At 60.5% G+C, this 11,431-nt stretch carries 12 protein-coding genes; all 12 read left to right on the forward strand.

Annotated features, from left to right (window positions below; genetic code table 11):
• The 12 genes from nadD (at position 1) to ACM110_RS27070 (ending at position 11,280) form a co-directional block, all read left to right on the forward strand.
• Complete coding sequence (gene nadD / locus ACM110_RS27015; protein WP_416130161.1) at positions 1-690, forward strand: nicotinate-nucleotide adenylyltransferase; 690 nt, start codon at positions 1-3, stop codon at positions 688-690.
• A 72-nt stretch (positions 691-762) separates the two neighbouring features.
• A complete protein-coding gene (gene rsfS / locus ACM110_RS27020; RefSeq protein WP_075949060.1) occupies positions 763-1,257 on the forward strand; it encodes a ribosome silencing factor in 495 nt (164 codons plus the stop codon).
• Between the two features lie 9 nt (positions 1,258-1,266).
• Positions 1,267-1,734, forward strand: a complete 468-nt coding sequence (gene rlmH / locus ACM110_RS27025; RefSeq protein WP_007937439.1) for a 23S rRNA (pseudouridine(1915)-N(3))-methyltransferase RlmH — start codon at positions 1,267-1,269, stop codon at positions 1,732-1,734.
• A gap of 10 nt (positions 1,735-1,744) precedes the next feature.
• Positions 1,745-3,640 (forward strand): penicillin-binding protein 2, encoded by a 1,896-nt coding sequence (mrdA, locus tag ACM110_RS27030; RefSeq protein WP_338583303.1) that lies wholly within the window; start codon positions 1,745-1,747, stop codon positions 3,638-3,640.
• A gap of 31 nt (positions 3,641-3,671) precedes the next feature.
• Positions 3,672-4,775, forward strand: coding sequence for a rod shape-determining protein RodA (gene rodA, locus ACM110_RS27035; protein WP_338586592.1), 1,104 nt, complete (start codon positions 3,672-3,674; stop codon positions 4,773-4,775).
• Between the two features lie 17 nt (positions 4,776-4,792).
• Positions 4,793-5,803, forward strand: a complete 1,011-nt coding sequence (gene mltB, locus ACM110_RS27040) for a lytic murein transglycosylase B (protein ID WP_416130162.1) — start codon at positions 4,793-4,795, stop codon at positions 5,801-5,803.
• Positions 5,803-6,813: a septal ring lytic transglycosylase RlpA family protein gene (locus ACM110_RS27045; RefSeq protein ID WP_416130163.1), complete on the forward strand. Its 1,011-nt coding sequence runs from the start codon at positions 5,803-5,805 to the stop codon at positions 6,811-6,813. Before mltB ends, ACM110_RS27045 begins: the two co-directional genes overlap by 1 nt.
• Positions 6,814-6,998: 185 nt before the next feature.
• Positions 6,999-8,156, forward strand: coding sequence for a D-alanyl-D-alanine carboxypeptidase family protein (locus ACM110_RS27050; RefSeq protein WP_034148128.1), 1,158 nt, complete (start codon positions 6,999-7,001; stop codon positions 8,154-8,156).
• Positions 8,157-8,239: 83 nt separating this feature from the next.
• A complete protein-coding gene (locus tag ACM110_RS27055) occupies positions 8,240-8,515 on the forward strand; it encodes a DUF493 domain-containing protein (RefSeq protein WP_338583298.1) in 276 nt (91 codons plus the stop codon).
• A complete protein-coding gene (gene lipB / locus ACM110_RS27060) occupies positions 8,515-9,162 on the forward strand; it encodes a lipoyl(octanoyl) transferase LipB (protein ID WP_150701599.1) in 648 nt (215 codons plus the stop codon). The genes ACM110_RS27055 and lipB overlap by 1 nt, the downstream gene beginning before the upstream one ends.
• Before the next feature lies 1 nt (position 9,163).
• On the forward strand, positions 9,164-10,186 hold the full coding sequence (lipA, locus tag ACM110_RS27065; protein WP_416130164.1) for a lipoyl synthase: 1,023 nt from the start codon (positions 9,164-9,166) through the stop codon (positions 10,184-10,186).
• Between the two features lie 140 nt (positions 10,187-10,326).
• Positions 10,327-11,280 (forward strand): S66 peptidase family protein, encoded by a 954-nt coding sequence (locus tag ACM110_RS27070; RefSeq protein ID WP_416130165.1) that lies wholly within the window; start codon positions 10,327-10,329, stop codon positions 11,278-11,280.
• Positions 11,281-11,431: the final 151 nt, after the last annotated feature.

Raw genomic sequence — 11,431 nt, forward strand, 5'->3', positions numbered from 1 at the left:
TTGGGCGACCTGAACCCGTCAGCCCCGCTGACCGCCAGCGAGCCACTACCTCGGCGCATTGGCGTACTGGGTGGAACGTTCGACCCGGTGCACATCGGCCATTTGCGTGGTGCGCTGGAAGTTGCCGAAACCCTGGCGCTCGATGAGCTGCGTCTGACACCCAGTGCCAGGCCGCCCCATCGGGATACGCCGCAGGTGTCGGCGCAAGACCGTCTGGCGATGGTCGAGTGCGCGGTGGCCGGTGTGGCGCCGTTGGTGGTGGACGCCCGCGAATTGCAGCGGGACAAACCGTCCTACACCATCGATACCCTGGAGTTGATGCGTGCCGAAATGGCCGCCGAGACCCAGGTTTTTCTGCTTTTGGGCTGGGACGCATTTTGCGGCCTGCCCACTTGGCACCGCTGGGAAGAGTTGCTCCAGCATTGCCATATCCTGGTGTTGCAACGCCCGGATGCCGACAGCGAACCGCCGGATGCCTTGCGCAACCTGCTGGCAGCGCGCTCGGTGAGCGACCCGCTGGCCCTCAAAGGGCCGAGCGGACAGATTGCATTCGTCTGGCAGACGCCGCTCGCGGTATCCGCCACCCAGATCCGTCAACTGCTGGCCAGCGGTAAGTCGGTACGTTTCCTGGTGCCCGACGCGGTCCTGGCCTACATCGATGCGCACGGTCTCTACCGTGCGTCGAACTGAATAGGAGTGCTTCAAGGCACGTGGCAACAACGTGTACCGAAGCCCCGAACATACGAGCAAAACGAGTTTTATATGACGAGCAACAACGAAAGCAAAGTAAAACGCAAAGGCACGTTCAAGAGCGCTCCGCTGCCTGAGAAAGTCCTCGCTGCCGAGCCACCTAAAGGCGACGAGCTGGTCAAGATCGCTGTAGCCGCTCTGGAAGACGTCAAGGCCCAGGACGTTCTGGTCATCGACGTTCGCGACAAGCAGAGCATCACCGACTTCATGATCATCGCCACCGGTACCTCCAACCGCCAGATCGGCGCGATGCTGGACAAGGTTCGCGAAGCCGTCAAAGCCCTGGGCATCAAGCCGCTGGGTGAAGAAGGCAAGGGCGACAGCGACTGGGTCCTGCTGGACATGGATGACGTGATCGTCCACATGATGACGTCCAACGCCCGTCAGTTCTACGACCTGGAGCGCCTGTGGAAAGGTGCCGAGCAGAGTCGTGCTGCCGATGGCAAACACCACAGCCCTGAAGTTGGTCACGAGCATTTCACCAAGCTCAACAAAGACCAGGAATAAGGAACGGCTGTGCGACTGCGACTGATCGCCGTCGGTTCTCGCATGCCCAAGTGGGTGGAAGAAGGCTGGCATGAATATGCCAAGCGTCTTCCGTCCGAGCTGGCGCTGGAACTGGTGGAAATACCGCTCAATACCCGTGGCAAGAACGCTGACGTGGCACGCTTCATCCGTCAGGAAGGCGAAGCCATGCTGGCCAAGGTCGGGCCGAACGAGCGCGTTGTCACCCTCGAAGTCCACGGCAAGCCCTGGAGTACCGAGCAACTGGCGGTCGAACTCGATCGCTGGCGGCTGGACTCGCGCACGGTCAACTTCATGGTCGGCGGCCCCGAAGGGCTGGCGCCGGAAGTCTGTGCCCGTGCCGATCAGCGCTGGTCGCTCTCGCCGTTGACGTTGCCGCACCCGCTGGTGCGGATTCTGATCGGCGAACAGCTGTATCGTGCCTGGACAGTTCTGTCCGGCCACCCTTACCACAAGTAGTTCTGCCCTCATGTCCCAGCCGATCCGCATCAAGGACCACGAAAAAGACGCCCGTCTGGTGCGTGGCCGCGTCGTGTTCGGGGCAATTGCAGTGGTGGCGCTGATCGGCGTACTGATCGCGCGCTTGTATTTCCTGCAGGTGATCCAGTACGAGTACCACTCGACACTCTCGGAAAACAACCGTGTCCACGTGCAGCCGATTCCGCCGCCCCGTGGGCTGATTTTCGACCGCAACGGTGTCGTCATTGCCGACAACCGGCCCAGCTTCAGCCTGAGCATGACCCGCGAGCGCTCTGGCGATTGGCAGCAAGTGCTCGATGTGATCGTCCAGGTGTTGGAGCTGACGCCTGAAGATCGGGTGATTTTCGAGAAGCGCATGCGCCAGGGTCGCCGGCCGTTCGAGCCGGTGCCGATCCTGTTCGAGTTGACCGAAGAGCAGATCGCGCGAATCGCCGTGAACCAGTTCCGCCTGCCAGGCGTGGAAGTGGTCGCGCAATTGGTCCGTCATTATCCGCAGGGTGCGCATTTTGCGCACTCGGTGGGCTACATGGGGCGGATCAACGAGAAAGAACTGAAGACTCTGGATCCGGTGAGTTACAGCGGCACCCATCAAATTGGCAAAACCGGCATCGAGCGTTTCTACGAGCCGGAATTGCATGGTCAGGTGGGCTACGAAGAAGTCGAGACCAACGCTCGGGGCCGCGTATTGCGCGTGCTCAAGCGTACCGATCCGATTCCCGGCAAGGACATCGTCCTGAGCCTGGACATCAAATTGCAGGAAGCCGCCGAAGCCGCGCTCGGCGGGCGTCGCGGTGCGGTGGTAGCGCTGGACCCGAAAACCGGTGAAGTCCTGGCGATGGTCAGCCAGCCGAGTTTCGACCCGAACCTGTTCGTCACTGGCATCAGCTTCAAGGCTTATTCCGAGCTGCGCGACTCCATCGACCGGCCGTTGTTCAACCGCGTGCTGCGTGGTCTGTATCCGCCGGGCTCGACGATCAAACCGGCGGTGGCGATTGCCGGCCTGGACGCGGGTGTGGTGACGGCTTCGACCCGGGTGTTCGACCCCGGCTACTACATGCTGCCCAACTACGATCACAAATACCGCAACTGGAACCGCACCGGTGACGGCTTCGTCGATCTAGATACCGCGATCATGCGTTCCAACGACACCTATTTCTATGATCTGGCCCACAAGCTGGGGATTGATCGGTTGTCGGCATACATGACCAAGTTCGGCATCGGCCAGAAAGTCTCCCTGGACATGTTCGAAGAATCCCCGGGGTTGATGCCGACCCGAGAATGGAAGCGAGCGACCCGCCGTCAGGCCTGGTTCCCGGGGGAAACGCTGATTCTCGGGATCGGTCAGGGCTACATGCAATCGACCCCGTTGCAACTGGCCCAGGCCACCGCGCTGGTGGCCAACAAAGGCATCTGGAACCGGCCGCACCTGGCCAAGACCATCGAAGGCGAGAAGCCGGTGGACGAGAATCCGATGCCGGACATCATCCTGCGCGACCCGTCCGACTGGAACAAGGTCAACCACGGGATGCAACAGGTTATGCACGGTGCTCGCGGTACGGCACGCAAAGCCTCGATCGGTGCGCAGTACCGGATTGCTGGCAAGTCGGGTACGGCCCAGGTGGTCGCGATCAAACAGGGCGAGAAGTACGACCGCTCCAAGGTTCAGGAGCGCCACCGCGACCACGCCTTGTTCGTCGGCTTCGCGCCGGCCGACGACCCGAAAATCGTGGTCTCGGTGATGGTCGAGAACGGTGAATCCGGCTCCGGCGTCGCAGCGCCTGTGGTGCGTCAAGTCATGGACGCCTGGCTGCTCGACGAGAGCGGTCATCTCAAGGCGGAATACGCCAGCCCTAACACCGCAGAGGCTACCGCCCGTGATGAATAATTTCGATCGCATGCTCTCCAGTGAGGATGTGATGCGCCGCCGTGCCACGCTGTTGCAGCGCATGCACATCGATGGCGTGCTGTTGATCCTGCTGCTGACACTTGCCGCCGGCAGCCTGTTTGTCTTGTATTCAGCCAGTGGCAAGAGCTGGGACCTGCTGGCCAAACAGGCCACTTCGTTCGGCATCGGCCTGGTGTCGATGATCGTCATTGCCCAATTCGAGCCGCGCTTCATGGCGCGCTGGGTGCCGGTTGGCTACGTGGTCGGTGTGCTGTTGCTGGTGGTGGTGGATGTCATGGGGCACAACGCCATGGGTGCCACGCGCTGGATCAACATCCCCGGAGTGATCCGCTTCCAGCCATCGGAATTCATGAAGATCCTGATGCCGGCGACCATTGCGTGGTACTTGTCCAAGCGCACCTTGCCGCCGCAACTCAAGCACGTCGGCATCAGCCTGATGTTGATCGGCGTGCCGTTCATTCTGATTGTGCGGCAACCGGACCTCGGCACCTCGCTGCTGATCCTGGCCGGCGGTGCGTTCGTGCTGTTCATGGGTGGCCTGCGCTGGCGCTGGATCCTCAGCGTGCTCGCGGCTGCCGTGCCCGTGGCCATCGCCATGTGGTTCTTCATCATGCACGACTACCAGAAGCAGCGGATCCTGACGTTCCTCGATCCGGAGAGCGATCCGCTGGGCACCGGCTGGAACATCATTCAATCGAAGGCCGCCATCGGTTCCGGCGGCGTGTTCGGCAAGGGCTGGCTGTTGGGCACCCAGTCGCACCTGGACTTCCTCCCGGAAAGCCATACCGACTTCATTATTGCGGTGATGGGCGAAGAGTTCGGTCTGGTCGGTATCTGCGCGCTGCTGTTGATCTACCTGCTGTTGATCGGCCGTGGTCTGGTGATTACCGCGCAGGCCCAGACGCTGTTCGGCAAGTTGCTGGCGGGCGCCTTGACCATGACGTTTTTTGTATATGTTTTCGTCAACATCGGTATGGTCAGTGGCCTGTTGCCGGTGGTGGGGGTGCCGTTGCCGTTCATTAGCTACGGAGGAACTTCGCTGGTGACGCTGCTGTCAGCGTTTGGGGTTTTGATGTCGATCCATACCCATCGCAAGTGGATCGCACAGGTTTGAATAAGGTGAAGAGTTCAATGCAAGTAATGCGTGGCTGGGCGACTCGATACGCTCCGTGGGTCGGCCTGGTAAGCATCCTTGGCAGCGCGCAGGAAGCGTTGGCCGGCGATTACGAAGGCTCACCGCAGGTGGCCGAATTCGTCGGTGAGATGACCCGCGACTACGGTTTCGCCGGTGAGCAGTTGATGGGCGTGTTCCGCGAAGCCGAGCGCAAACAGTCGATTCTGGACGCCATTTCGAAACCCGCCGAGCGGGTCAAGCAGTGGAACGAATATCGCCCGATGTTCATCACCGATGCGCGAATCGCCCGTGGTGTGGATTTCTGGCGTCAGCATGAGGCCGTGCTGGCCCGTGCCGAGCAGGAATACGGCGTGCCGGCCCAGGTTATCGTCGCGATCATCGGCGTTGAGACCTTTTTCGGTCGCAATACCGGTAATTTCCGGGTAATTGATGCCTTGTCGACGCTGGGTTTCGACTATCCTCCCCGTGCCGAATTTTTCCGCAAGGAATTGCGTGAGTTCCTGTTATTGGCGAGGGAAGAGCAGGTCGATCCATTGACCCTCAAAGGTTCCTACGCCGGTGCCATGGGCCTGCCGCAGTTCATGCCGAGCAGCTTTCGCGCCTACGCGGTGGACTTCGACGGTGACGGCCACATCAATATCTGGAACAACCCGGACGATGCCATCGGCAGCGTCGCCAGTTATTTCAAGCGTCACGGCTGGGTCGCCGGCGAACCGGTGGTCAGCCGCGCCGATGTGCGGGGCGATCAGGTCGACGAAGGTTTGACCACGGGCATCGAGCCGACTAAAACCGTCGGAGAGTTGCGGGCCTTGGGCTGGTCAAGTCATGATGCGCTGCGCGATGATATGCCGGTTACCGCATTCCGACTGGAAGGCGACAATGGCCCTGAATACTGGATGGGCCTGAAAAATTTTTACGCGATCACGCGTTATAACCGCAGCGTGATGTACGCCATGGCCGTACATCAACTGTCTGAACAGCTGGTCCAAGCACGGGGCGTCAAGTAATGCGGGCATTGCCTATGAATAAACCCCTGAAGCTGATGGCATTTGCCGCGCTGGCCGTGCTGGTCGCCAGTTGTTCGACCAGCCGCGCACCGGCGCAGAAGTCCTCCACCGGCGTGCGTTCCGCACCGGGGCTGGACATCAACCGCGCTCACAAGGATGGCGCGCCGTGGTGGGACGTCGATGTGTCGCGAATCCCGGACGCCACGCCGACCCTGCACACCGGCCCGTACAAGGCAGCCCCGTACTCGGTACTGGGCAAAACCTACTTTCCGCTGCAAGAGTCCAAGACCTACGTGCAGTCGGGTACGGCGTCCTGGTACGGCACCAAATTCCATGGTCAGAACACCGCCAATGGCGAAGTCTATGACCTGTACGGCATGAGTGCCGCACACAAGACCTTGCCGCTGCCGAGTTACGTTCGGGTGACCAACCTGGACAACAACAAGACCGTGATCCTGCGGGTCAACGACCGTGGGCCGTTCTACTCGGACCGCATCATCGATTTGTCATACGCTGCCGCGAAAAAACTCGGTTACGCCGAAACCGGCACCGCACGGGTCAAGGTCGAAGGCATCGATCCGCAGCAATGGTGGGCCGCCAAGGGCCGTCCGGCGCCTTTAATGCTCAACGAGCCGCAAGTCGCGCAGAATAGCGCCCCGGTCATTACGGCTTCGGCCGGCACCGTCGAGCAATGGACACCTCCGCCGCAGCAACATGCCGCCGCCGTCGTCCCTGTTCAACTTGCCGACGCAAAAAAAAACGCTTCTGCAACAGCCTCTGGCCAGTATCTGCAGGTGGGCGCGTTCGCCAACCCGGACGCTGCAGAACTGCTGAGGTCGAAGCTCAGCGGGATGGTGAGCGCTCCGGTGTTCATCAGCTCGATCGTGCGCAATCAGCAGACCCTGCACCGGGTGCGCATGGGGCCGATCGGTTCGCCGGGTGAAATCCAGCAAGTACAGAACAGTGTGCGCATGGCCAATCTCGGCTCGCCAAGCGTAGTGACTGAGTAATACGTAGAACTTGATTGACGGTTCATCTGCGGTATTGGGGGGTGAACCAGGTTGTTGGCTCGTCGAAGAACAAAAGCCCGGCAAAGGGTGGCTGGAGTGAGCAACTGAACACGCGATAACCCGTTAGAAGGTTATTTGATTAGTTTTGCCTTCGGGCAGTTTCCATTAGCGATTTCGAGAGACGGATGAACATCACCACCTTTGCCAAACGCCTGTGCCTTCTAGTCCCGCTGCTTCTCTCACCTGCCGCGTTCGCGGTCGAGATGATGCCGTCGCCACCGCAACTGGCCGCCAAGGCCTATGTGCTCATGGACGCCAGCAGCGGCAACGTGCTGGTCGAAAACAATGGTGACCAGCGTCTGCCGCCCGCCAGCCTGACCAAGCTGATGACCGCGTACATTGCGACGCTGGAGATCCGTCGTGGCCAGATCGGCGAAAATGATCCGGTGACCGTCAGCGAGAACGCCTGGCGTACCGGCGGTTCGCGGATGTTCATCAAGGTCGGCTCGCAGGTGACTGTCAGCGACCTGCTGCACGGCATCATCATCCAGTCGGGCAACGACGCCAGTGTTGCGCTCTCCGAGCACATCGCCGGCAGCGAAGACGCCTTCGCCGACATGATGAACAAAACCGTCGGCGACCTGGGCATGACCAACAGCCACTTCATGAACCCGACCGGCCTGCCGAACCCTGAGCACTATTCGTCGGCTCACGACATGGCGGTGCTGGCTCGCGCGATCATCCACGAAGACCCGGCTCACTATGCGATCTACTCGCAGAAAGAGTTCTTCTGGAACGGCATCAAGCAACCTAACCGCAACCTGCTGCTGTGGCGCGACAAGACCGTCGACGGTCTGAAAACCGGTCACACCGATGAAGCGGGCTACTGCATGGTGTCTTCGGCCGTGCGTGATGGCATGCGTCTGATCGCCGTGGTCTTCGGTACCAACAGCGAAGTGGCTCGCGCCGCCGAGACCCAGAAGCTGCTGACCTACGGTTTCCGCTTCTTCGAAACCCAGACCTTCTATCAGAAGGGCGCCGAGCTGGCTCAGGCTCCTGTCTGGAAAGGCGCCACCAATCAGGTCAAGGCCGGTCTGGCTGAAGACCTGACCATGACCCTGCCTAAAGGCCAGCTGAAAAAGCTCGCCGCCAGCATGACCATGAATCCGCAACTGGTTGCGCCAATCGCCAAGGGCGACGTGATCGGCAAGGTCGAAGTCAAACTGGACGACAAGGTAGTGCACAGCGCCGACCTGATCGCTCTGGACGGCGTCGAAGAGGGTGGTATCTTCCGTCGCATGTGGGATAGCATCCGTCTATTCTTCTACGGCTTGTTCAACTGATAGTGTGCTCCTGCAAGGCCCCGTGCTGATCCGGCGCGGGGCTTTGCCGTCGCCACGGCTTACGCTTACGAGGCCGTTACGCCATGACCGATACCGAAGTAAAGGCGCCTAAGATCGAATTCCCTGCCACCGATTACCCGGTTAAGGTGATCAGCGACACGGGTGTGGGCAACAAGGACAAGATCATCGACATCGTCCGCAAGCACGCCACGATCAACGATGAGCGTGTGGACGAGCGTCAAAGCAGCAACGGCAAATACACCACTATTCAGTTGCACATCGTCGCGACCGACCAGGATCAGCTGTACAACATCAACAGCGAACTGCGGGCTACCGGTTTCGTGCACATGGTGCTGTGATGTCCGGCACGCTGGGCTTTCGCGAGCTCGGCCAGATGGCGTACGAGCCGGTCTGGCATGCCATGCAACGCTTCACCAACGAACGCGGCAGCGATGCGCCCGACGAGATCTGGCTGGTCGAACACCCGCCGGTCTTCACTCAGGGGCAGGCCGGCAAGGCCGAGCACTTGTTGCTGCCGGGAGATATCCCGGTGGTGCAGGTCGATCGCGGTGGCCAGGTGACGTATCACGGGCCTGGGCAACTGGTGGCGTATCTGTTGCTGGACGTGCGCAAGCTGGGTTTCGGCGTACGCGACCTGGTGAGCCGGATGGAGTCTTGCCTGATCGAGCTGCTCGCCAGTTACGGCGTGACCGCGGCGGCCAAGCCGGATGCACCGGGTGTTTATGTCGACGGTGCGAAAATCGCTTCCCTGGGTCTGCGGATCCGCCACGGTTGTTCCTTTCATGGCCTGGCCCTGAACGTGGACATGAACCTGGAACCGTTTCGACGGATTAATCCCTGCGGCTACGCCGGGCTGGCGATGACCCAGCTGAGCGACCATGCAGGATCGATTGAATTTGCCGAGGTAAGTGCCCGGCTGCGCGCGCAGCTCGTCAAACACCTCGACTATGCTGAGCAGACGACCCTAACGGGCGGAATCGACTGATATGACTACTGATGCAGTGCAAACCATGATCCCGACGCTGGATGTCACCGAGCGTCCGGCCCCGCGTGCCAAGGTTGAAGCCGGCGTTAAGCTGCGCGGCGCCGAGAAGGTTGCACGCATCCCGGTAAAGATCATTCCGACCACTGAACTGCCGAAAAAGCCTGACTGGATTCGCGTACGTATCCCGGTGTCTCCGGAAGTCGACCGCATCAAGGCCCTGTTGCGCAAACACAAGCTGCACAGCGTGTGCGAAGAAGCCTCCTGCCCGAACCTGGGCGAGTGCTTCTCCGGTGGCACCGCGACCTTCATGATCATGGGTGACATCTGCACCCGTCGCTGCCCGTTCTGCGACGTGGGTCACGGCCGGCCGAAGCCACTGGACGTCAACGAGCCGGAAAGCCTGGCCATCGCCATCGCTGACCTGAAACTGAAATACGTCGTGATCACCTCGGTGGATCGCGACGACCTGCGTGACGGCGGTGCCCAGCACTTTGCCGACTGCATCCGCGAAATCCGCAAGCTGTCGCCGAACGTGCAGCTCGAAACCCTGGTCCCGGACTACCGTGGCCGCATGGACATCGCGCTGCAAATCACCGCTGCCGAGCCGCCGGATGTGTTCAACCACAACCTGGAAACCGTGCCGCGCCTGTACAAGGCTGCGCGTCCGGGTTCGGACTACCAGTGGTCGCTGACCCTGCTGCAACGCTTCAAGCAAATGATGCCGCACATTCCGACCAAGTCCGGCCTGATGCTGGGTCTGGGCGAGACCGACGAAGAAGTCATCGAAGTCATGAAGCGCATGCGCGAGCACGACATCGACATGCTGACCCTGGGCCAATACCTGCAGCCATCGCGCAGTCACTTGCCGGTACAGCGTTTCGTGCACCCGGACACCTTCGCCTGGTTCGCCGAGGAAGGTTACAAGATGGGCTTCAAGAACGTCGCTTCCGGTCCGCTGGTTCGCTCCTCGTACCACGCCGACGAGCAGGCGAAGCTGGTCAAGGCTGAGCTGATGTCGTCCTGATAGCGAATGATCGCACTCCTCTGTAGGAGCTGCCGCAGGCTGCGATCTTTTGATCTTGTTTTTAAAACCATCAAAAGATCGCAGCCTCGTTGCACTCGACAGCTCCTACAGGGAGCGTGGTCAATCGTGGGAGATTCAAGGTGACCGCTCGCCCCGACCACACCCTTTGTCCTAACACCCCGGTCCCGGCCTTGCCGTCGGAAGGGCTGATCGCTGTCATTGCGCCTGCCGGGCCTGCACCGCTGGACACCGACAAAGCCGTGCAATGGATGCGCGCCCGTGGCTATTCACTGAAGATTTTCCCCGGCGTCTACGAGAAGGACGGCTACCTGGCCGGCAGCGATGAAGTGCGGCTCAATGACTTGCATGGGGCATTCGCCGATGACGAAGTCGACGCCATCATTTGCCTGCGTGGGGGATACGGCACACCGAGGTTGCTCGATCGCATTGATTTCGAATTGCTGCGCAACAACGCCAAGCCGTTCATCGGCTACAGCGACATCACAGCGCTGCATCTGGCGATCAGTCGTTATGCCGGCTTCGTGACGTTCCATGGCCCACTGCTCAATGCCGACCTGCTGGGCGACAGGCAAAAGCCCACCGAACCATCATTTTTCAACATGCTGCGCGGGCAGGTGAAGGCGGGCAGCGTAATGGCGCATCCCGTGGCTTATCCGTTGACGACAATCGAGCCAGGCATCGCCCACGGGCGTTTGCTGGGCGGCAATCTGTCGATGATTGCCGCGACCATGGGTACGCCTTATGAGATCGATGCCGAGGGTGTCATTCTCTTCATTGAGGACATCAACGAGCCGCTATACCGCATCGACCGGATGTTGACGCACCTGCGGCTGGCCGGCGTTTTGGGCAAGTTGCGCGGCGTGCTGGTGGGGGATGTGGCGGGTGTCGAGGTGCCTGCGCTGGAGCGGTTGCTCAAGCAGACGTTCGAGCCTTTGCGAATACCGGTGTTGTCGGGGTGGCGAAGCGGGCACTGTGATCCGAATCTGACATTGCCGATGGGGGCGTTGGTCAGGCTGGATGCGGGGAACAAGGAATTGGTGTTGGAGCAGGATGTGGTGGTCAGGAAGTCATAAATATTACGAAAAGATCGCAGCCTGCGGCAGCTCCTTGTATCTCGACTATCGCTCCATCAGGAGCGATAGTTCTCGACTGATCATCGAGGGAGGGATCTGGAAGCCGTGCAGCTCCTTAGGCTTTTTGCCTGTGACGTAGATTGTGCTCCAG

The sequence above is a fragment of the Pseudomonas sp. NFX98 genome, from assembly GCF_047784845.1.
Lineage (GTDB): Bacteria > Pseudomonadota > Gammaproteobacteria > Pseudomonadales > Pseudomonadaceae > Aquipseudomonas.

Bases quoted from the DNA above. Each gene is read 5' to 3' on its own strand.
- rsfS (WP_075949060.1), top strand. From the start codon at position 763: ATGACGAGCAACAACGAAAGCAAAGTAAAACGCAAAGGCACGTTCAAG.
- mrdA (WP_338583303.1), top strand. From the start codon at position 1,745: ATGTCCCAGCCGATCCGCATCAAGGACCACGAAAAAGACGCCCGTCTG.
- rodA (WP_338586592.1), top strand. From the start codon at position 3,672: ATGCGCCGCCGTGCCACGCTGTTGCAGCGCATGCACATCGATGGCGTG.
- mltB (WP_416130162.1), top strand. From the start codon at position 4,793: ATGCAAGTAATGCGTGGCTGGGCGACTCGATACGCTCCGTGGGTCGGC.
- ACM110_RS27045 (WP_416130163.1), top strand. From the start codon at position 5,803: ATGCGGGCATTGCCTATGAATAAACCCCTGAAGCTGATGGCATTTGCC.
- ACM110_RS27050 (WP_034148128.1), top strand. From the start codon at position 6,999: ATGAACATCACCACCTTTGCCAAACGCCTGTGCCTTCTAGTCCCGCTG.
- ACM110_RS27055 (WP_338583298.1), top strand. From the start codon at position 8,240: ATGACCGATACCGAAGTAAAGGCGCCTAAGATCGAATTCCCTGCCACC.
- lipB (WP_150701599.1), top strand. From the start codon at position 8,515: ATGTCCGGCACGCTGGGCTTTCGCGAGCTCGGCCAGATGGCGTACGAG.
- lipA (WP_416130164.1), top strand. From the start codon at position 9,164: ATGACTACTGATGCAGTGCAAACCATGATCCCGACGCTGGATGTCACC.